The sequence below is a fragment of the Frankia sp. R43 genome, assembly GCF_001306465.1.
GTDB classification, from domain to species: Bacteria; Actinomycetota; Actinomycetes; order Frankiales; family Frankiaceae; genus Parafrankia; species Parafrankia irregularis.
Genome location: NZ_LFCW01000004.1, coordinates 219,829 through 240,796, shown reverse-complemented (window position 1 = coordinate 240,796; position 20,968 = coordinate 219,829). Strand labels below are relative to the sequence as shown.

General features: G+C 70.4%; 18 protein-coding genes and 1 pseudogene. 3 read left to right on the top strand and 16 right to left on the bottom strand.

Annotation, left to right across the window (positions count from 1 at the left end; genetic code table 11):
* The 9 genes and pseudogenes from ACG83_RS18455 to ACG83_RS18415 all read right to left on the bottom strand — a co-directional run.
* Positions 1 to 366, bottom strand: a pseudogene (locus ACG83_RS18455) (VOC family protein); the annotation flags it as partial.
* Positions 366 to 1,169, bottom strand: coding sequence for a fumarylacetoacetate hydrolase family protein (locus ACG83_RS18450; RefSeq protein ID WP_054567467.1), 804 nt, complete (start codon positions 1,167 to 1,169; stop codon positions 366 to 368). The pseudogene ACG83_RS18455 and the gene ACG83_RS18450, both read right to left, overlap by 1 nt.
* On the bottom strand, positions 1,169 to 2,656 hold the full coding sequence (locus tag ACG83_RS18445; RefSeq protein ID WP_054567466.1) for an NAD-dependent succinate-semialdehyde dehydrogenase: 1,488 nt from the start codon (positions 2,654 to 2,656) through the stop codon (positions 1,169 to 1,171). Before ACG83_RS18445 ends, ACG83_RS18450 begins: the two co-directional genes overlap by 1 nt.
* Positions 2,653 to 3,585 (bottom strand): VOC family protein, encoded by a 933-nt coding sequence (locus ACG83_RS18440; protein ID WP_054567465.1) that lies wholly within the window; start codon positions 3,583 to 3,585, stop codon positions 2,653 to 2,655. Before ACG83_RS18440 ends, ACG83_RS18445 begins: the two co-directional genes overlap by 4 nt.
* 159 nt (positions 3,586 to 3,744) lie before the next feature.
* Positions 3,745 to 4,674: a LysR family transcriptional regulator gene (locus ACG83_RS18435; RefSeq protein ID WP_054567464.1), complete on the bottom strand. Its 930-nt coding sequence runs from the start codon at positions 4,672 to 4,674 to the stop codon at positions 3,745 to 3,747.
* Between the two features lie 171 nt (positions 4,675 to 4,845).
* Complete coding sequence (locus ACG83_RS18430) at positions 4,846 to 6,756, bottom strand: sugar ABC transporter ATP-binding protein (RefSeq protein ID WP_054567463.1); 1,911 nt, start codon at positions 6,754 to 6,756, stop codon at positions 4,846 to 4,848.
* Positions 6,753 to 7,949 (bottom strand): substrate-binding domain-containing protein, encoded by a 1,197-nt coding sequence (locus tag ACG83_RS18425; RefSeq protein ID WP_054567462.1) that lies wholly within the window; start codon positions 7,947 to 7,949, stop codon positions 6,753 to 6,755. Before ACG83_RS18425 ends, ACG83_RS18430 begins: the two co-directional genes overlap by 4 nt.
* 118 nt (positions 7,950 to 8,067) lie before the next feature.
* Complete coding sequence (locus ACG83_RS18420) at positions 8,068 to 9,228, bottom strand: ABC transporter permease (protein ID WP_054567461.1); 1,161 nt, start codon at positions 9,226 to 9,228, stop codon at positions 8,068 to 8,070.
* Positions 9,225 to 9,821, bottom strand: coding sequence for a carboxymuconolactone decarboxylase family protein (locus ACG83_RS18415; RefSeq protein WP_063793124.1), 597 nt, complete (start codon positions 9,819 to 9,821; stop codon positions 9,225 to 9,227). The genes ACG83_RS18420 and ACG83_RS18415 overlap by 4 nt, the downstream gene beginning before the upstream one ends.
* A gap of 213 nt (positions 9,822 to 10,034) precedes the next feature.
* Here ACG83_RS18415 and ACG83_RS18410 point away from each other — a divergent pair, with 213 nt between their 5' ends.
* Positions 10,035 to 10,442, top strand: a complete 408-nt coding sequence (locus ACG83_RS18410; RefSeq protein ID WP_054567460.1) for a cupin domain-containing protein — start codon at positions 10,035 to 10,037, stop codon at positions 10,440 to 10,442.
* 125 nt (positions 10,443 to 10,567) lie between these two features.
* Here ACG83_RS18410 and ACG83_RS18405 read toward each other — a convergent pair whose 3' ends face one another.
* From ACG83_RS18405 to ACG83_RS18385, 5 genes are all read right to left on the bottom strand, one after another.
* Positions 10,568 to 11,629 carry an Ldh family oxidoreductase gene (locus ACG83_RS18405; RefSeq protein ID WP_054567459.1) on the bottom strand — a complete coding sequence of 354 codons (1,062 nt, stop codon included), beginning with the start codon at positions 11,627 to 11,629 and terminating at the stop codon, positions 10,568 to 10,570.
* A 174-nt stretch (positions 11,630 to 11,803) separates the two neighbouring features.
* Entirely contained in the window at positions 11,804 to 13,492 is a 1,689-nt protein-coding gene (locus tag ACG83_RS18400; protein ID WP_054567888.1) for a thiamine pyrophosphate-dependent enzyme, read from the bottom strand.
* Positions 13,489 to 14,397 (bottom strand): amidohydrolase, encoded by a 909-nt coding sequence (locus ACG83_RS18395; protein WP_054567458.1) that lies wholly within the window; start codon positions 14,395 to 14,397, stop codon positions 13,489 to 13,491. Before ACG83_RS18395 ends, ACG83_RS18400 begins: the two co-directional genes overlap by 4 nt.
* 114 nt (positions 14,398 to 14,511) lie before the next feature.
* Complete coding sequence (gene lhgO / locus ACG83_RS18390; RefSeq protein ID WP_054567457.1) at positions 14,512 to 15,744, bottom strand: L-2-hydroxyglutarate oxidase; 1,233 nt, start codon at positions 15,742 to 15,744, stop codon at positions 14,512 to 14,514.
* The gene (locus ACG83_RS18385) at positions 15,741 to 17,210 is read right to left on the bottom strand and encodes an aldehyde dehydrogenase (RefSeq protein ID WP_083473353.1); all 1,470 of its coding nucleotides are present in this window, start codon (positions 17,208 to 17,210) and stop codon (positions 15,741 to 15,743) included. Before ACG83_RS18385 ends, lhgO begins: the two co-directional genes overlap by 4 nt.
* 231 nt (positions 17,211 to 17,441) lie before the next feature.
* On the opposite strand from ACG83_RS18385, the gene ACG83_RS18380 reads away from it, so the two are divergent.
* A complete protein-coding gene (locus ACG83_RS18380; protein WP_054567455.1) occupies positions 17,442 to 17,729 on the top strand; it encodes a putative quinol monooxygenase in 288 nt (95 codons plus the stop codon).
* Positions 17,730 to 17,806: 77 nt separating this feature from the next.
* Here ACG83_RS18380 and ACG83_RS18375 read toward each other — a convergent pair whose 3' ends face one another.
* Together ACG83_RS18375 and ACG83_RS18370 are read right to left on the bottom strand one after the other, a co-directional pair.
* Entirely contained in the window at positions 17,807 to 19,096 is a 1,290-nt protein-coding gene (locus ACG83_RS18375) for a cytochrome P450 (protein WP_054567454.1), read from the bottom strand.
* A 281-nt stretch (positions 19,097 to 19,377) separates the two neighbouring features.
* Positions 19,378 to 19,827, bottom strand: a complete 450-nt coding sequence (locus tag ACG83_RS18370) for a MarR family winged helix-turn-helix transcriptional regulator (RefSeq protein ID WP_054567887.1) — start codon at positions 19,825 to 19,827, stop codon at positions 19,378 to 19,380.
* An 18-nt stretch (positions 19,828 to 19,845) separates the two neighbouring features.
* Here ACG83_RS18370 and ACG83_RS18365 point away from each other — a divergent pair, with 18 nt between their 5' ends.
* On the top strand, positions 19,846 to 20,916 hold the full coding sequence (locus ACG83_RS18365) for a PHB depolymerase family esterase (RefSeq protein ID WP_235498000.1): 1,071 nt from the start codon (positions 19,846 to 19,848) through the stop codon (positions 20,914 to 20,916).
* Positions 20,917 to 20,968 lie beyond the last annotated feature (52 nt).

The following is a 20,968-nucleotide window of genomic DNA, read 5'->3' as shown; positions in this document are numbered from 1 at the left end:
GGGGCGGTTGCCGTGGTAGACGATCTCGATCATGGTGTGGTCGGGGTCGTGGATGTAGCAGAACTTCGAGTTGTTCTCGGGCCGCTCGATGGGCCGGGTGTGCCGGACGCCCAGTTCGTGCAGGTGGGCGAGAAAGCCGTCCCAGTCCTCCACCTCCATGGCGAAGTGGTAGGGCGACATGCGGTCCATCTCCTCGACCGGGGTGAAATGCAGGTCGAAGTTCCCGCGGGTCATCAGGACCACCCTGGTGTTGCTCTTCGGGGTGATCGCCTTGAGCCCGAAAACCTTCGAGTACCAGGCCTTCGTGCGCTCCGGGTCGGTGGTCGGGAAGTTGACGTGATGGATATAGGCGGGTCGGTTGCTCATCATTTCTCCTCGGCCGCTGCTGACGACTTCTCCAGCTCCACCGGATTGCTCAGTGTGCCGATGCCGGAGATCGTCACGCCGACGGTCTGGCCCGGTTCCATCGCCACGACCGACTCGGTGCCCATCCACAGGACGTCGCCGGGCATGAGCGTGATGTAGCGGGAGATCTCGCGGATGTAGTCGTAGGGATCGAAGATCATGTCTCCGGTGGCGAACCGTGCGACCTCGGTGTCGTCCAGGCTGACCGTGGTGGTGGCGGCCAGGGCGTCGACGTCGGTCTCGATCCACGGACCCATCGGCTTGAAGGTGTCGCTGTTCTTGGACCGCCACAGGGTGCGGTCGCTGCGCTGCCACTCCCGGGCACTGACGTCGTTGCCGATCGTCCAGCCGAACACCGCGTCGACGGCCTGCTCGCGGGAGCAGTGCCGCACCCGGCGCCCGATCACCGCCACCAGCTCGCCCTCGGTCTCGAACCGGCCGGTGCAGTCGGCCGGTTTGACGATGGCCTCGCCGGGCCCGATCAGTGCGCTGTTGGCCCGGTAACCGATCTCCGGGCGCTCGGGCATCACCGCGAGGGCGTAGCCGCGTTCCCGCGCGTGCTCGATGTGGCTGGCGTAGTTCAGGCCGACGGCGAAGAAGGTCGGGGGCAGCACCGGCGCCAGCAGCCGCACCTCGGCCAGCGCCACGGGCTCGCCGCTGGGCCGGTGCCCGGCGAACGGGTCACCGTCGACGGGGCAGACCTGCTCGTCGACGATGACGCCGTAGCTGGGCACGCCACCGCGTTCGAAACGGCACCATCGCATCAGATCGCCAGCCGGTGTGAGACGCGCTTGGTGACCAGGTAGCCGTCCAGGCCCTCGGATCCCCCCTCGCGCCCGTGGCCGCTCTCCTTGAAGCCCCCGGACGGCGCCTGCGGCACGGACCCGCCGACATGGTTGATCGACAGGATCCCGGCCTCGAAGGCGTCGGTGAGCCGGGCGACGGTGTCCGCCCGGTGGGTGAAGCCGTAGGCGGCCAGGCCGTAGGGGAGCGCGTTCGCCTGCGCGATCGCGTCGTCGAGCGCGCGGAAGCGGATCACCGGCGCCACCGGGCCGAACGGCTCGTCCCGCAGGATCTCGGCGTCGGCGGGGACGTCCGCCAGCACGGTCGGGCGGTAGAAGAAACCCGGGCCGGGGAGGTCCTCACCGCCGGTCAGCACGGCCGCGCCGCGGTCGCGGGCGTCGTCGACCAGGCGCCGGACGGCGGCCCGGCGGCGCTCGTTGGCCAGCGGGCCCATCTGGACGCCCGGCGCCAGGCCGTCCCCGACCACGACCGCCTCGGAGGCCTTGACGAGCGCGTCGACGAACTCGTCGTGGATGCTGTCGTGCACGAAGAAGCGGCTCGGTGAGGTGCACACCTGGCCGGCGTTGGTGTACTTGCCGCGGGCGCAGGCGGCGGCCGCGGCCGCCGGATCGACGTCGTCGCAGATGATGACCGGGGCGTGCCCACCCAGCTCCATGATCGTCGGCTTCATCACCGCGGCGGCGAGCCCGGCGAGCTTCTTGCCGACCGGCACCGACCCGGTGAACGCGACGAACCGGATCGTCGGCGAGGCGACGAGATGTTCGGACACCTCCGCCGGGACGCCGAAGACCAGGTTCAGGACCCCGGCCGGAACCCCGGCCTCCTCGAAGCACCGGACCAGCGCGCAGGCGGTGGCGGGCACCTCCTCCGAGGCCTTGATCACGATCGAGCACCCGGCGGACAGCGCGGCTGCGATCTTGCGCATGGGGCTGCCGGCCGGGAAGTTCCAGGGCGTGAAGGCGGCGACCGGGCCGATCGGTTCGCGGCGCACGGTGAGGGTCTCACCGGGCCCGGTCGGGATGATCCGCCCGTAGGCGCGGCGGCCCTCCTCACAGTCCCAGTCGAGCAGGGTCGCCACCCGCTGTACCTCACCGACGGCCTCCGCCAGTGCCTTGCCCTGCTCGAGCGTCATCACCCGGCCGATCTGGGGGGCGCGTTCACGCAGCAGGTCCGCGGCCCGGCGCAGAATCCGCGACCGTCGCTCGACCGGGGTGTCGCGCCAGATCCGGTAGCCGCGGGCGGCCGCCGCGAGCGCGGCGTCCAGGTCGGCCTTCTCCGCCAGCGGGACACTGCCCAGCCGCGCGCCGGTGGCCGGGTTGATGACGGCCTCGCGGCGGTCACCGCTGCCGTCGGTCCAGCGGCCGTCGATGTGCATCGCGAGGGTCGGATAGTCGGTCGGGACCGCAACCGGCTCGGGCACCTCGTAGCTGCCCGGCTGCGTCGTCATTGTGCGCTCTCCCTGTTGGTCTGCAGCGTCCAGAGGTGGTGCGGCGGGGTGACCTCGTGTGTTCGGGGCGCGTACGAGTCGTCGACGCGGTCCATGTCAGCCGCGTATTCCACCCGCCCGCCGCACGGCGCGTGAACAAAACGAAAGACGTTCGACCCGACGGTGTGCCGGCCGAGCCGCCTGGCCTCGCGCCAGCCGGCCTCGATCATCTGGTTCCCGCCCAGGATGACGTCGTCGAAACTGTTCACCTCGTAGGAGGTGTGATTGATTCCGGCGCGGTCGGGCCGGTGACACAACAACAAGGTGTGCTGGTCGAAGTCACCTTCGCAGCGCATGAAGGTTCCCATCGGCAGCACCTGGTCGGTGATGCGAAAACCCAGCCGGTCGGTGTAGAATGCGACCGCCTTCTCCCAGCTTTTCTTGGGGATGTTCAGCGCCACATGACACAGGCGCAGCGGGCGCACCGGTGCGAACGGGTCGAGGCCCCGGTTCCAGCGCCCGACGGCGCCGAACCGGTTGACCGGGATCTCGACGGCCGGCGGCTCGGCGGGGGCGGCCACGGCGAGCCCGAGGCCGAAGCCCGTCTCGTCGAACAGATGCGCCACACCCGCGGCGTCCACCCGGACCTCGTGGTCGGTCCGCAGGTCGCGGACCAGCTGGTCGAGGTTCTCCTGCGTGTCGACGCCCCAGACCACCTCGCGGATCGTGGGTCCGGGCTCGACCGGCGGGGGAAGGGACGGGTCGTCGGACCGGCGGAGCTCGACAGCCTGGTTGCTCAGGGTCGTGAACACGGCCCGGTCCTCGTTCTCGTCCTTGTCCGCGTCATCGTGGGCGGCTGACAGGGTGAGGCCGAAGTCCTGGAAGAACCTTGTGCAGGTGGGTAGATCGTCGACCGCGTAGACGGCGCGTTCGATACGCAGGATCGTCACGGGTGCAGTGCTCCTCAGCTGGAAACGTGCGACTTTGCTGCCCCACGCCGATACGGTGAGCCTAGGGCCGTTGTATCGGTCGAACCATCCTCCCGGCTGTGCGCACGGCGAAGGCTAATGATGCGGATCCGGTGCGCAGGCGGCTCGGTACAGCTCGGTTCAGGCCGGTTTGCTCAGCTCGGCCGAACTGACCGTCATCGGGTTCCGTGTGAACCACGCGGTGATGTAGTCGAGAAAAACCCGGACCTTGCGCAGGGTGTGCGCCCCGGGTGAATGGACCGCATAGAGTGACCGGGCCGGTCCCTGGTAGTCCGGAAGGGCTCGTTCGAGCAGCCCGCTCGTGAGATCGGCGGAGACGGTGCGAATGGGCATCAGCGCCAGCCCCCGGCCGCGGACGGCGGCCTTGCGCAGCGTGAGATAGCTGTTCGAGGAGTAGACCGCCGTCGGCACCTTCGAATGGATCTCCTGACCGTTCCCGCGCAGGTGCCAGATCGGGTCGTTGAGATGAATGAGGCAGTCGTTCTCGGCGAGCTGCTGCGGATCCTTGAGCGGTGGCCGTGCGGCGAGGTACTCCGGCGCTGCGCACAACACGTACTCGATGTCCGCCAGCTTTCTGATCAGCATGGTGGAGTCGCGCAGATCCCGGGTGTGAAAGGCGACGTCGTAGCCCTGGTCGAGAAACTCGAACGGGCGGTCCGACATTCCACCGACCTCGAACCGCACGTGAATCTTCGGGTGGTCGACGGCGAAGTCCGCGATCGCCTCGCCGAGGTCGAGATTTCCGATCCATTTTGGGCAGATTACTGCCAGTGGCCCTTCCACCCGCTCCCGCAGGCCGCGGAGTGCGGCGTCCTCCGCATCCATTTCCTGTAGCATGCGGTCCGCGAAGTCGCGGTAACGCCGGCCGGCGGCGGTCAGGGTCACGGCCCGCGCCGTGCGGTTCACGAGTCGAATGTCTAGTTGTTTCTCGAGTTCCGCGACATGGCGGGAGACCAGCGATCCCGAGATGTTCAGCTGTCGTGCCGCGCGGCTGAAGTTTCCTTCGTCCGCGACTCGGACAAAGCTCCGCATTACGGTCAGGCGATCCATCTATGAAATCCCTTTTTTCGCCGAGACAAGGTTCCGATGGTAACGCCCGGCCGGACTGGTCGTAAACCTCTCACCGACCGTGACAGGAGCAGGGTCGCGGTAGGTGAGAGATTCGTTTCCCAGCGGTATGCGGGCCGGCGTCGTTCCCGGTCGGGCCCGCCCTGAAACGGGTTACCCGGCGCCGGTCAGGCTCGCCGCCGACGCGGATGCCGGCGCCTCGCCGCGGTCCGTTCTCTCGCTACGGTCGGTGTCACCAACCGTGTCACCGGACGTGGCGGTATCGCTGTCGGTGGCAACGACATCCTCCGCCTGTGCGCGGGCGGAGGGGCGGAGAGCCTGGCGGGCGGCCGAGGCGAAGGTGGCCGCCACGATCGCGTCCGGCGAGATCCGGTCGGTGAGCTCCTCGGCCACCGCGCCGTCGCGCAGGACGAGCACCCGATCACACAGCAGCGCCAGCTCGTTCTCGTCGGAGCCCGCGACCAGCACCGCGCAGCCGGTGGCGGCCGCCGACCTGATCGTCTCGACGATCGTCTGCCGCGCTCCGACGTCCACCGCCTGGGTTGGCTCGTGCAGGGCCAGCAGCCGTGGGTGCGTGGCAAGCCACTTGGCGAGCAGGACCTTCTGCTGGTTGCCGCCGCTCAGCTTGCCGACGGGCATCGACGGCCTGGGGGGCCGGACATCAAGCGCGCCGATCCAGTGCCGCACCATCGAGTGTTCCGCGGCGCGGTTCACCGGTTTCCACCCGCCGTGCCCCTGCGACCGCGGCAGCGCGATGTTCTCCGCGACCGACAGCTCGAATGCCAGCCCGGCGTGCTCGCGCCCCTCGGGAACGAGCGCGACGCCGGCGGCGATGGCCCGCCGGGTGTCGAGTTCCGTCAGATCCAGGTCGGTGCTGCCGACGGTGAACCGGCCGGCCCGGGCGGGACGTGCCCCGGCGACGAGGTAGGGAAGCTCCTCGTAGCCAGCACCGGCGAGGCCCGTGACGCCGAGGACCTCCCCGGGCTCGATGCACAGATCCACCTGGTCCAGGACCTTGCCCGAGACTCCGGTGAGCCTGATCGTGGCAGGCCTGGTGCCGCTGGCGGGCGTGCCGCTGTCAGCGGGGGCGTTGCTGTCGGCGGGCGTGTTGCTGTCGGCGGGCGCGGCGCCGTCGGGGCCTTCCGACCTGTCGGTGTCGGAGACCGCGTGGGCGGCAGAGCCGTCAGTGGCGCCGGAGATTCCGGGTGAGTCGCCGGCAGCCTCGGTCTCGACGATGGCCGGCCCACGCCCCAGCCGGTGGGTGGGCACGTCGCGGGCGACCTGGGGCCGATGCCCGACCACGAGCTCGGCGAGATCGGCCTCTCGCAGGCCCGCGGTGGGCAGGCCCGACTCGACCGCGCACCCGTCGCGCAGCACCGTCACCCGGTCGGCCGCGTCGACGACCTCCTCGAGCCGGTGGGTGATCACGAGCGCCGCCGTCCCGGACGACACCACTTCGTCCAGCATCTCGTAGAAGCGCTCCAACGAGCGCCGGGTCAGCGACCGGGTCGACTCGTCGAAGATGATCAGCCCGGAGCCTTCGCGTGCGTCCTGGATCGCCCGCGCGATCGCCACGGTCGCCCGGTCCTCCTCGGGCAGGGATCCGACCCTGGCCTCCAGCGGCACGGAGCGACCGAAACGATCGAGGACCTCTCGGGCCTCGGCGAGCTCGTGCCTCCAGTCGATCCGCCGGGAGAACCGGCTGGCCCGCAGCCGGCCGGCCCGCAGGTTCTCGACCACCGTGTAGTCGTTGACCAGGCCGAGACTCTGGTGGACGACGGCCAGCCCGTGCGCACGCGCGTCGAGCGGGCGGATGGGCAGCCGGAGCAGGGTGCCGTCGACCAGGACCTGGCCGCCCGGATCAGGCGCGTGGTAGCCGGTGAGCACCTTCGCCAGCGTCGACTTTCCGGAGCCGTTCTGCCCGATCAGGCCGTGGATCTCACCCGGGTGCAGATCGAGCCCGACCTCGCGCAGGACCCGGGCGCGGCCGAACGTCTTCGAGATCCGGTCGATCCGCAGCCGTGGCACCGTCATCGCAGTGGAGTCGGCCGCCTTCACGGTCATCCGAGGCCCCACAGCGCGCGGAACTTCGCCGGGAAGTCCGTCGGGCCGAACCACTCGCCGGTTGCCTCCGCCGCACTGCTGACTGTGATGTCCTTGACGTTGTCCCGGGTGAAGAGCCGGATGGGGATCTCGTACTCGGGCAGCGGCAGGCCGAGCATCATCCGGATGGCCGCGTCGGCGTCGACCCAGCCCTGGAACACGTTGGCCTGGCCGGAGTCGACGTGGAGGAACTTCCCGGAGGCCAGCATCTGCAGGCCGGTGATCTGAGCGGATCCCGCCGCGCCGCGGATGGACGACGCCTTGCCCGACTGCTGCACCCCGTTCAGGGTCGGCTGCAGGTACTGCTCGAACTCGGACACCACGTAGCCGACGCCCGGGGTGGTGAGAATCGCGGAGCTGGTCGAGGACGCGATCAGGCTGAAGTTCGCCGAGGAGATCTTGTTGACCTTGACCTTGCAGTCCGGGCAGTGTGCCTTGTACTCCTCCTGCGCGGCGGCGACATAGGCCTGGGTCGACGGCGAGTCCGTGCTGCCGTTGATGACGACGTTGGCCTTGCCGCCCGAGTCCACGATGATCCAGTCGGCGATGGCACGCTGCTGGGCCTTGCCGGCGCCCTCGATGTAGCCCAGCCTGTCGCCGGCGGGGTGCGCGGAGTCGGGGATCTGGTTCGTGATCAGAACCGGGATGCCCTTGCTCTGGGCGGCGCCGAGTGCGTTGCCGGCCAGCGCGTAGGGGATCGCGTCGGTGATGATGGCGGCGGCGTCTGCGCCCGTCGCCTGGTTCACACAGGAGGTGATGTCCGACGGGTTGGAGTTGCCGTTGCAGACGTGGACGTCGACGCCGGCGGAGGACAGCGCGGACGTCAGCGCGCGTGCCGTGACCGTGAGCGCCGGGGCCTGCTGGGTGATCGGAATGTAGTAGACCGTCCTGCCGCGCAGCCTGTCGACGCCCTCGACCTCGTCGGTCGGGATCGGCAGGGTCTTCCGCGGGCTGCTCAGCTCCGTCACCTTGGCGGCCAGGTCACCGGCGGCCGTGCTGGCCCCAGCGCCGGCCGTGGACGTGCCGTCGCTGTCGGCCGGGTCCGAGCCGCAGCCGGCCAGTAAGCCCGCCGCGGTTAAGGCGGCGACCAGCATGGCCCATCGCTCCCGGCGAAACCGGGTGGCCGATCGCGACGCACGTGCGGTAGTGATCATTTTCATCCTCCAGGCGGAGACTCCCGCGGCCGCGGCTACGGGACTGGCTGAGCGGGAAGCAGGGGTCGCGGAGCTGGAACTGGGACTGGGAGTGGCTCACAGACCCCAGGAGCGTCGGTCAGCTCCCGGATCGGGCATGCAACAGCGTCGAGATCGTCACAGCGACGATGAGGACCCCGCCGTAGAAGACGTTCGAGATCCAGGCGGCCACGCCGAGCAGCTGCAGGCCCAGGATGCCGGTGGCGAGGAAGTAGACGGCGACGAGTGTGCCGAGCGGGTTGAACCGACCCGGCTGCAGGATCGCGGTTCCGAGGAACGTGGCCGCGAAGGTCGGCAGCAGATAGCTGTTGGCGACCGTCGGGTCGAACCCGCCGGTCGCCGCCGCGGCCAGGACACCGCCGACACCGTTGATCGCGCCCGCCGTCGTGAAGGCGCCGAACCGCACCCGGTTGACCCGGATGCCAGCGAGCCGGCTCACCTCGCGGTTCGCGCCGACGAACCGCATGTTGCGGCCCAGCGGCGTCAGCATCAGCACGTAGGCGAAGACCAGCATGAGCCCGACGCCCTCGTAGAAGCTCACGGGCAGCCCCAGCACGTCGAACAGTGCGATCTTCGAGAAGTCCGTGCTCAGCCCGCTGATCGGTGTCATGTTGCTGATCCACAGCGCGATGCCGAGCAGGAGCGTTCCCATCCCCAGCGTCACGACGATGGTGTTCACGCCGAGCCGGACGACCAGGGCGCCGTTGATGGCGCCGCACAGCGTCGCGATGGCGATCGCCGCCAGGCTCGCGAGCCACACGTTCCATCCGTGGTCGACGTTCAGGACCGGGACCAGGATCGCGGACAGGCCGAAGACGGCGGCGACCGAGAGGTCGACGAACTCGCCCACGCAGATGGTGCACAGCAACGCGGCGGTGAGGAAGACGAGCGCCTGCTGGCTTCCGAAGATCGTCTTGGCCGTGCCGGAGGTCAGGAAGGTCTCCGGCACCGCGATCCCGTAGACGACCGCCATGATGAGCCAGACACCCAGCACCGCGAAGCGGGCGCCGTAGTGGCCGAGCCCCGCGCCCCCACCAGGCCGCCTCCCGCGACCGCGCCCGTGCCCCGCGCCGTGGCCTTCGCCGTGCCCCTGCTCGTCCGCGTGCTCGTGGCCGTCCGCATGCCCGTGACCGTCCGCGGCCCCCTGGTCCGGGCTGAGCACAGCCGTGCCACGCCGGTCGGTGGACGGCCCGGGCCGCCGGGGTGACCGGATGCCCGGAAGGGACGACGCCATGCTCATGCGGACGGCGCCCCGTTCGACACCGGGCCGACCCGGGTGAAGCCGGAGATGTCCGGGAACGGGCCGGTGCGGTCCTTCTGGAGGTCGACCTGGAAGGTGTTGAGCAGCATCGCGAGCATCGAGAAGTTGCCCAGGCTGCCGATCAGGTCGACCAGGCCCTGCTCGCCGAACGCGGCCAGGCCCGCGGCGAAGGTCTCGTCGCGGACGAAGTGCTCGGTGAGGACCTCGGTCGCGAACTGGTAGAGCAGCTGCTCGTCCGGGTCGGTGAAGGCCGGGTCCTCGCGGCGGGCGAGGCGCTCCAGCGCCGCGCGGTCGACGCCCGCGTCCGCCGCCTTGTCGACGTGCGCGTTCCAGGAATACTGCGCGTCGAAATGACGGGCGGCGATCAGCAGGCTGAGCTCCCGCAGCCTCAGTGGCAGCGCCGACTCGAACCGGCAGAACGCGCCGAGCGCCTCGACCCGCTCACAAAGCTCGGGGCTGCGCAACCAGACCAGGAAAGGACCGCGGGTGCCGCCGCGCCGGCTGGTGATTCGATCGCTGATCTCCGCCTGCCGGGGGGACAGTGTTTCCAGCGGCTTGAGTCGCACGAACATCCTCCTCGATGTCGACCATGACGAAAGCTGTGATTGGGGTAACGATGATGAACGTTCGACGTTGTGTCCAGAGCTGTCCGACGGCTGTTGGTGAAGACCCCGAAACATTAGAGTTCCGGATCGGCGATCGTGGCCCGCGACCGACCCACCTAACCTCAACCTGGACGATCCCGGGCTGTTCGGGGGCTTGACACAGAGAGCTGAGGACTCGAGATGACGATCATCAGGACGCGAAACGTCACGCGCCTCGATCGTGGTGGTGCCGTGTGCACGATACCGCTGATCACCAGGTCCAGCGCCATCGAGAAAACAACGCTGACCTCCGGTATCAGCACCTACCCGGTGGGCTCCGGAGCGCCGCTGCACACGCATAACTGCGTCGAGCACGTGACGCTGCTGAGCGGTCTCGCCGAAGTTGAGATCGACGGTCAGCTGACCGCGCTGGAACCCCACGACACCACCTATGTCGAAGCCGGAATTCCGCATCTCTTCCGCAACATCGGGGACGTTCCGATGACGATTCTGTGGGTATACGACTCGGCGTTCGTGACACGCACCTTCATGGCGACCGGCCAGACCGTCGAGCATCTGTCGGAGGCCGACAGGATGGTCAACGACTGAGCCTGGTCAACGACTGAGCATGGTCAACGACTGAGCCTGGTCAACGACTGAGCCGTCCGCACACCGTTCCCGCCCTCCTGGACGCCATGGCGACCAGGAGGGCGGCGTGTTTCCGGGCGGGGTGGTCAGGCCGGGCGCACACCGTCCGGGATCGCCACACCGAGCGCGGCGGCCTGGTCGCAGAGCTTGTTGACCATCGGAACGGGCAGTGGGATGCCGCCGGTGAGCCGGTCGGCGAACGTGCGGGTGCCCCGCTCCCCGGGGACGAGGATCTCCGCGGACGGGTCGTTCGCGGGCAGCCTCTTGATGGCGTCGACCGTCTCGTCGACGATTCCCCGGAACTGGTCGACGGGCAGGAACGCCGAGATGTCGACGGCGAGCAGGGCCGCGTTCTGCCGGTGCCGCCGGCCCTCCGGGCTACCGCTGTGGAACGGGCTGACGATCGGGTTGGCGGTGAGGCCGCTGGTCAGCAGCTCGAAGACGAGCGACATCCCGGCGCCCTTCGCGCCGCCCATCGGCAGGGGCACGGCGGCCTCGGCCGGGTCGGTGGTGGGCCGGCCGTCCTTCGTCAGGGCGGCGCCCTCGGGCAGCGGCCGCCCACTGCTCCTGTGCTGGGCGATCCGGCCGAGCGCGATGACCGCCGTCGCCATGTCGAGCAGGACGATCGGATGGCGCCCGGCGGGCACCGCGACGGAGAGCGGGCTGGTCGCCACACCGGCGCCGGTGCTGCCGCTGTAGGCCATGTTCGGTACGCCGGCGACGATGCCGAGGCCGGCCATCCCGTACTGGGCGGCGCATTCGGTGTAGTAGCCGATCGCGCCGGTGTGCACCGTGCCGCGCACGGCGACCCAGGCGATGCCGCTCGAGCGGGCCATGCTGACGGCCTGGTGCATGGCCATCGACAGCGCCACCGGGCCGGGGGCCGAGTCCGCGTCGATCACCGCGACGGCCGACCGCAGTTCGTCGACCGCGATCTGGGGCCGCGGGTTCGCCTCGCCCTTCTCGAACAGCTCGAGGTAGCGGGGGATGCGGGAGACTCCGTGCGAGTCGACACCGCGCAGGTTCGCCCACACCAGGACGTCCGCGATCGTGTCGGCGTGCTCGCGGCTGGTGCCGGCCGCGACGAAGATGTCACTGACGAGTGTGCGCAACGCCTTGTCCGGCACGATGGTGCGGGGGGCAGGCATGGGGAACCTCCGATGGCTCAGGCGGCGATGGCGGCGATGGCGGCGACGCTCGCCCCACCGTCCGTCCGGCGAACGCGCGCCGGACGGACTGCGACGAGGCCGAGTGAACGAACAGGGAGCGAACGGGCCGGGACCGAGGCTGTGGCCCGGCTTCGCCCGGCCGGCGGGCGGCGGCTACAGCGGGAGATGCACGTCGACCAGCGCGGTGACGCCGGCCCGGACACCTGCCAGCGCCGCCTCGAGGACGGGGCGTAGCTCCTCGGGCCTGGTGACGGTGTGCCCCGCCATCTCGAACGGTGTGACCAGGGAGGCCAGATCGGGCTGGTCGGTGAGGTCCACACCGCGGAAGTCGTCCTCGGTGACCGCGGTGCCCTGCGGGTAGAAGCGCAGGTGGTTGAGCTTCATCGACCGGTACTGCCGGTTGTTGAAGACCACCACCAGCAGCGGGAGGCCGAGAGCGCGCGACGCCGCGAGGGACTGCACGATCGGGTTGTAGAGGAACGAGCCGTCGCCGATCGTGAGGACGACCTCACGATCCGGATCGGCGAGCTTGACTCCGAGCGCCACACCGAGCCCCTGGCCGAGGCCGCCCTGGACGTAGGAGTACCGGCCCGGCTCCTCGGCCCGCAGATGCTGCGCGATCGCCCGGCTGTGCGTGATCGTCTCGTCGACGACGGCGGCTCGCGGGTCGATCAGGTCGCGCAGTTCCCTGACCACGGCCGCGGCGTCGAGGCCGGCGCCGGCGGCGGCCCGTGCCGGTCGGGGAGCGGCGAGGGCGGCGCGCCGGGCGGCGACCCGCTCGTCGTCGACACCGAGCTCCAAGACGCCCGAGACCAACGCTCGCAGCGTCGGCCCGACATCGCCCTCCAGGTACTGGTCGGCGGTGAGGACCTGGTAGTCGCTGTACGGACGGTGCGGGACGTCGTCGATGACGAGTACCTCGGCGTCCGCGGGGCGGTTGCTGGGTGGGTACCAGGGCGCACGGCAGCAGACCAGGACGATCAGGTCGGCCTCGGCGAACAGCGCGCCGCCCTCGCCGCCGCGGTGCAGCTCACTGGTGCGCGGGAAGTTGGCGCACACCGCTGACTGCGGCTCGACGACGGGGATCGAGAGCAGCTCGGCGAGGTCGACGAGCGCGGCGAAGCCGTCGGGATGCCGGCCGGCCGACTCGGTGACGATGACCGGGCGCTCGGCGGCGACGAGCCGGCGGGCGGCCTCGGCCAGCTCGGGCTCGGTGCTGACCCGGCTGCCCGGCAGGGCCACGGGCCGGACGGCCGTCGCCGCCGGCTCCCATGGTTCGAGCAGGACCTCGACCGGGACGTTGAGGTACACCGGACCGGCCGGCCCCCGGCGGGCGATCTCGGCGGCCCGGACCACGGAGCCGTACAGCGTGGACACGCTGCCGACCTGGGTGGACCACTTGACGAAGGGTGCGGCGACCGCCTGCGTGCCGCCGACGATGGACAGGTTGCGGTACCACTGCGAACCGGGATCGGTCTCGGTCTCGCCGTAGGTGATCGACTCGGACGAGCAGACGACCATCGCGACGTTGGCCAGCAGCGCGCCGTGGATGCCGCAGGCACCCTGTAAGAGACCGGGCACCGCGTGCAGCAGGACCATCTGAGGCCGGCCGGTCACCAGCCCGTACCCGGTCGCCATCGCCACGGCGAGGGTCTCGTGCAGCAGATCGAGGTAACGCGGCCCAGGCGTGCCGTTCTTCTCCTGCCGGGCGAGCGCCTCCCACACCGGCGCCCACTCGGAGCCCGGCGAGGAGAAGATGACATCGACCCCAAGGCTCCGGCAGGCCTCGAGGATCGCCTCCCCGCCGTCCTTGCGGTCCTTCTCGTCCGTCAGGTCCGTCACGATGCCGCCTCCGTGCCGCCGGCGCTCGTGCCGACCGCGAGGGGGGCGTCCGAGATCGGCCATTCGAGGCACTCGCAGATCCCACGGCCCATGATCCACTCGAGTTCCTCGGCGGTGAAGCCGAAGTGTTCGGTGAACTGCGCGATCGTGTCGGCGTAGGTCAGGCCGTGGCCCATGAGACGGGTCAGGTCCGTGCCCCAGAAGCAGCGCTGCGGACCCATCGCGTCGACCATCTCGCGAACGTACTTCGCGAGGTTGAGGTTCGGGAACGGCTGGGTCGAATAGCCCGGGACGGCGGAGACCTTGACGTAGATGTTGGGGTGTTTGTGCAGGTCGGCGGTCTCCTTGACCCAGTAGCCGATGGCGTCGTCGACGCAGCGGGCCATGATCCCCATGTGGTCGATGATGATGCGCAGGCCGGGGTGGCGGGCCGCGATCGCGCCCAGCTCGGCCTTCCAGATCGGCGCGTGCACCATCGTCCTGATGCCCAGCTCCTCGGCCAGCGGCCAGTACCAGTCGTTCGTGCCGTCGATCATCCAGTTGCGGTCGATCGGCCGGTGGAACGTCAGCCGGGTGCCCTTCACGTACGGGTTCTGCGCGAAGTCGCGCATCATCGCCGCGCCCTCGGCCGGCTTGTTCTGCGGGATCCGGGCCATGATCCCGAAACGGTCCGGGTGCGCCTCGCACGCCTCGAGGGCGTAGTCGATGCGGTCACCCTCCCAGGACGGCGGCAGGATGAGCGCCCGGTTGACCCCGGCGGCGTCCATCAGCCGGAGCGCCTCCTCATAGCTGAACGCCTCTTCGCGGTGCCCGTTGAGACGGATCCGCTCGCGGGCCCCGGGCACCCACGGCCGGTCGGGGGTCTCCTCGAGCCAGACGTGGATCTGCGAGTCGACGATGAACATCTGTGGCGTCCTCGATTCGGGATGGGGGACGGGTGCGGCGCCCACCGGGCCACCGCTGGGAACGTGGGAACTGAACGCGGGAACTACGGAGAGAAAACGGAGAGAAGGTCGTGGTCAGGAAGGCTGACGCGCGGCGATCTGGTCGACGACGTGCTCGGCGATCGCCAGCGACGAGGTCGCGGCCGGCGACGGGGCGTTGCGCACCGCGGTCACCGGGCCGAGCCTGCTGATGCGGAAGTCGTCCACCAGGGAGCCGTCGGCGTCGACGGCCTGCGCGCGGACCCCGGCCGGCGCGCGGACGACGTCGGACGTCCGCAGGTCAGGGACGTATTCCCGGGCCGCCGCGAGGAAGACCCGCCTGGACAGCGATCCGCGCATCTCCCCGAGGCCGGCCCGCCAGTGCTGGCGGAACAGCCTGCGCGCCCCGGGCCAGCGCAGTACGGCCGCGAGGTCGCCCAGGCGCAGGTCGCGGCGCCGGTAGCCCTCACGCGCCAGCGCGAGCACCGCGTTCGGGCCGATGTCGACGTTCCCGTCGACCCGCGGGGTGAGGTGCACGCCCAGGAACGGGTAGGCCGGGTCGGGAACCGGGTAGACCAGCCCGCGGACCAGCCCGGTCCGCGCGGGCACCAGCCGGTAGTACTCGCCGCGGAACGGCACGATGGCCGGCCCCGGGTCGTCGCCGGCGAGCCGGGCCACCGAATCCGCCTGCAGCCCCGCGCACAGCACGACCTGGCCCAGCTGGTGGGTCTGGGAACCGGCGGCCCGGGAGCCGGCCGTGACGGTGACCGCGTCGGCGCCGGCCGGGCTGATCGCGGTGACCGTGGTGGCGAGCAGGATCTGGCCGCCGGCGGCGGCGACGTCCTCCGCCATGGCCCGGGCGATCGCCGGGTAGTCGACGATGGCGGTGGTCGGTGAGTGCAGCGCGGCCACCCCGGTGACGTTCGGCTCCAGCTCGCGCAGTCCGGCCTGGTCAAGCCAGCGGATGCCGGGAACGCCGTTGTGCCGCGCGCGGCCCTCGATGGCCCGCAGCCGCCCGGCCTCCAGGTCGTCGCGGGCGACGACGACCTTCCCGATCTCCCGGAACTCCAGGTCGTGCTCGGCGCAGAACTCGCGCAGCAGGGCGACACCGCGACGGCACAGCGTCGCCTTCAGCGAGCCCGGCTGGTAGTAGAGCCCGGCGTGCACGACGCCGGAGTTGTGCCCGGACTGGTGGGTCGCGAGCGCGTCCTCCTTCTCGAAGACGACGACCTCCCGGCCGAGCTGGGCCAGCCGGCGGGCGACCGCGAGGCCGACGAGCCCACCGCCGACCACCCCGACCCGTTCACGGGCCGTGCCAGCCGCGGTCATGAGCCCGGCTCGCTTCGCATCGCGACGGTCTTGACCCGCGAGTAGAAGCGGAGGCCCTCGTAGCCCTGCTCCTTGACCGTCGACCCGCCGGAGTCACCGAAACCCCCGAAGGGCATGTGGACGTCCCAGCCCGAGGTCGGCAGGTTCACCGACACCTGCCCGGTGTCCACCCGGTCGGCGAAGGCGTGGGCGTGGCCGAGGTCGCGGGTGAAGATGGAGGCGGCCAGGCCGTAGGCGGAGTCGTTCGCGGCGGCCACCGCCGCGTCGAAACCATCCACCACTCCCACGGCGAGGACCGGGCCGAACACCTCGTCGCGCCAGATTCCCATCGCCGGGGTGACCTCGGTGATGACGGTCGGGGTGACGAAACAGCCGTGGGCCAGCGGGCCGTCCGCCGGGGTCGTCCCGCCGGTGGCGATCACCGCTCCCTCCTGACGGGCGCGCTCGATGTGGCCCAGGACGTCGTCGCGGTGGCGCCGGCTGACGAGTGGGCCCACCACGACGTCCGGATCGGTGCCGGGACCGTAGGGGATCGCCTCGGTGGCCTGGACCAGACCGGCGATGAACTCGTCCGCGATCTTGCGGTCGACGATCACCCGGCTGGTGGCGGTGCAGCGCTGCCCGGTCTGCCCGAACGACGCCGCGGCGACGGTCGGGACGGCGAGCGCCAGATCGGCGTCGGCGAGGACCACCGAGGCGTTCTTGCCACCGAGCTCGGCCTGTACCCGCACGGTGCGGTCGGCGAGCCGACGCCTGAGGATTCGTCCGACCGCCGTGCTCCCGGTGAACGACACCGCGGCGATCCGCGGGTCGTCCAGCAGCGCCGCCTCGATCTCGCTGATGCGTCCGAGGGCGAGCCCGAGCACCCCGGCGGGCAGACCGGCGTCGTGCAGGGAACGGGCGAGGTGCACCGCGACCAGCGGTGTCTCGGACGCCGGCTTGAGGACGACGGCGTTGCCCGCGATCAGGGCCGGGGCGGCCTTGCGGGCCGGGGTCAGCAACGGGTCGTTCCACGGGGTGATCAGGCAGACCACCCCGAGCGGCTCCGAGCGCACGGATGTCTCGGTGCCCGGGCGGCTGTCGGCCAGCAGGTGCCCGTAGGGCTGACGGGCCATGCTCGCGTAGTAGTCGAAGAAGTCAGCGGCCTTGGTGACCTCGACCGTGGCCTCCGCGAGGGTCTTGCCCATCTCGGCCACCAGGTCGGCGGCGATCTCCTCGCGACGTCCGCGCAGGTCGGCGGCCGCGTCGATCAGCACCTGGGCGCGGCCGAGCAGTCCGGTGGCGCGCCACCGGCGTGCTCCCAGCACCGCCGCGTCGTAGAGCTCGGTCACCTCCGCCGCGGACATCGCCGGAACCCGCCCGACGACCCGGCGTACGTCCGCCGGGTCGACGACGTCGATGTGCCGGCCGTCGGCTGGCATCAGCCACTGCCCGCCGACGAGCCGTGGCACCGCCCTTGGTGGCATCAACTCCGACCGTCCTCTCGAATCCTGGAGACCTGCAACCTGGGGGCCAAACGGCCCTTCGGCAGGTAGGAACCGAGCCTAGGAGTCGGATCAGAACAGTGAAGACCATAAACCGGCAAACTAAGGTTTACGGTCCACGTGCGGGCCGGTGTGGACGAAGAGGCCGGGTCAGGCCGATCGGCGGCCATGATGGGTGGGCCCTCGAAGAAGCCGCGAGCAGCAGGAGAGAAGATGTCGTCCGTGATAATTGTGCACTATAAGGTGAAGCCCGGTTTCGAGGAGCACGTCGCGCATTCTCTGGCGCGGATGGTGGAACCCACCCGGGCCGAGCCGGGAAACCTCGCGTACAACGTCTGCCGGTCGCCGCGGGATCCGGCGGTCTTCGCGATCTACGAGGAGTACGTCGACGCGGCGGCGGTCACCGCGCACGCCTCGTCGGAGTATTTCGAGCACTGGCTGAAAAAGGAGACGCTGCCGTATCTCGAGGAGCGGCGGCGGCATGACCTGGTCGCGCTCTGAACAGCAGGGGCGGTCAGGCCCGGAACCGATCCGGTCCCGGGCCTGACCGCCCCCACGTCATCTGCGGCTCAGGCGGCTCAGGCGGATCCGCTCGTGACCGGGGTGAACTCCAGGTGCAGCTCGGTCAGGCCGCGCAGCACCCAGGTCGGCTCGTACTTGAACCGGCGCTCGCCGGCCGGGCCGTGATGCTCCTCGGAAAGCCGGATGTCGCGGGTGCGGTCGAGGATGCGCTCCAGGCTGATCCGCGCCTCGACACGGGCGAGCGGCCCACCGGGGCAGGAATGGACCCCACGGCCGAACGCGATGTGCTGGCGGACGTTCTTGCGGTCGTGCCGGAACTCGGCCGGGCATTCGAAATGGCGCGGATCGCGGTTCGCCGCCCCGTTGAGGAGCATGACCGGGGTACCCGCCGCCACCTCGACGCCGCCGACCGTCGTGTTCCGCCGCGCCAGCCGGAAGTCGGCCTTGACCGGGCTCTCGACCCGCAGCGACTCCTCGATCAGGTCGGGGATCAGCTCACGGTTCGCCCGCAGCTCGTCCTGGACCTCCGGGTTCTCGGCGAGGTACTTCAGCACCGCACCGAGCAGCCGGGCGGTGGTCTCCTGCCCCGCGGCGAACAGGAAGGTCGCGGCACGGACGACCGCGATCACCTCCGGAATGCTCCCGTCGGGATACGTCGCCGTCGCCATCTGGGTCAGGACGTCGTTGCGCGGGTTCTGGCGGCGGTCCTCGATGTACTTGCTGAACCAGTTGTCCAGCCAGCCCAGCGCGTTCAGCTCGCCGTCGGACTCCCCGCCGGCGCCGATCTGGCCGGGGCTGGTGCTCAGCCCGAAGCCCTTCCGGAAACGCTCGTGGTCGGCCTCGGGGACACCCAGGACGTCGGCCACCGCGAGCATCGCGAACGGCTGCGCGTAGGCGCGGATGAACTCGCACCTGCCGTCGTCGATGAACTCGTCGAGCTGCCGGCCGGCCAGCCCCTGGATGAACTCCTCGTTCTCCTGCAGCCGTTTCGGTGTCAGCATCCGCATGACGAGCGCACGCTCGTTGGTATGCATCGGCGGGTCCATGGTGACCATGTGCTCGTTCATCGGCAACTGGTCACGGTGCTCGTCGATGATGGCGCCGACGTCGTCACCCTCCAGCGGCACGGGGAAGACCGCGAAGGGGCCGACCACCGAGTTGCATGAGGAGAAGGTGTCGACGTCGCGGTACACCTCGGTGGCCTCGGCATAGCCGGTCACCGCGACGACCCCGAGATGCGGCAGCGGCAGCACCGGGCAGGTGGCACGTAGATCGTCAAAATACGGATACGGGTTTTCGACGAGCGATTCGTCATTGAAGAAATCGATCGTCTTCCAGTCGGTCAACCCGCTCTCCCTCCGAGTGGCGCCGCGCGCGTCAGAAAACTCTTGGGCGAGTGCCCAATACGTGTTGGGCACCTGTCTAGCACACGCGCGGAAGCACGAGCAACCAGACCGGGTCTTTTCCGGCGTCGGCGCGGACCCGCGGCATCCGTGTCCATGCACCGCGAGATGGAAAAGGCGCACCGGCCGCGCCGCAACCTCCGCGCCGCAACGTCCGCGCTGCCTCACCGCGACGCGGTCGGCGTCGGCCGCGCAGTCGGTGGCGGGCGGCGCCGAAACCCGGCTCAGGGTTCGGTGAAGCCGCCGTCTCCGGCCACGAGCGCCACCAGCAGAGTGCGGAGCTGGTCGAGGCCGTCGGGGCCGAGGAGCTCCGACCACTCCTGCTCGACGGCGACCGCGGTGCGGCGCATCGCGCGCAACGCCGCCAGGCCGGCGGCTGTCAGCTGCACCAGCCGGGCTCGGCCGTCGTCGGGATCGGCGATCCGCTCGACATACCCGCCCCGCTCCAGGGTGGTCACCACCTGGGCTGTCGCCTGCCTGGTCACGCCGAGGCCCTCGGCGAGCTCGGAGACGCGGCGACCCCCGCCCAGCAGGGGCACGAGCAGTAGCGCGTGGCCTGGGCGCAGGCCGGTGAGCCCGGCGGCGGCGAAGCCCTCGGCCACCCGGGCGGCTTGCAGCCTGGCGACTCTCTGCAGCAGGGCCGGTGTCGTCTGCGCGGCGACCGGCCGGAACATCTGGCTCACGGAGGTATCGTGCCATTGCAAATAGGCAAGGTACTTGCCTATTCTGACGGCATGTCGATCTCGGTGCTCCGCGCACATCGGCGGGCCGTTCTGGGAGCCGCACTGCTCATGGCGGCCGTGCTGGTCGCTCTCCTCGTGTCCTGTGACTCGGGGGCGCGCAGCTCCGGTCCCTTACGGCAGCGCCTCGGCGGTTCGGATTCCCCGTCGGTACCCTCGCAGCCGGGCGCCGGGGCACCGATTCCGACGGGTCGGTCGAGCTTCGCGTTGACGGTGGCAGGGGCGAAGGAGGAGCGGATGGTTCACCTCTACCGGCCCTCCGGGCTCACCGGCCAGGTGCCCGTGGTCGTCATGCTGCACGGCGGGTACGGCAGCGGAACGCAGGCCGAGAACAGCTACCGGTGGGATGATGCCGCCGACGCCGGGCGTTTCCTAGCCGTGTTTCCCGACGGGACCAGCCGCTCCTGGAACGCCGGTGGCACCTGCTGCGGCCCCGCCGCGGGTGACAACGTGGACGATGTCGCGTTCCTGCGGGACGTCCTCACGACGCTGGGCGGCCGGATCGACGTCGACCCGCGCCGGGTGTTCGTCACCGGGATCTCCAACGGCGGCGCGATGGCCTATCGGATGGCCTGCGAGACCGATCTGTTCGCCGCGGTCGCGGCTGTTTCGACGACGATGCTGGTCGACTGCTCGTCGGCGGCGAAGGCCTCCGTCCTGCACATTCACGGCACCGAGGACAAATCTATCCGGTACGACGGTGAGCAGGGCGACCCGTTCAGCCGTCGGTACCCGGGCATCGACGGCCCGCCCGTTCCTGAGGTGGCCGCCGCCTGGCGTGCGATCGACGACTGCCCGCAGCTGTCGGTGACCGTCGAGGGTGTGCTGACGACGTCCGCCGCGGCCTGTCCCGACGGCCGTGCGGTCGAGCTGGTCACGATCGACGGCGCGGGCCACCAGTGGCCCGGCAGCGACGCGAAGCCCCTCACGCAGCTGCTGGGAGCGGACGAGCCGTCGGACGCCCTCGACGCGACCACGCGCATCTGGGACTTCTTCGCCGCGCACCCCGCCCCCCTGCGCTGAGAGGCGGCAGGGGGGCGCAAAACCGGTACCGCTACCGCGCTACCAGCTACGG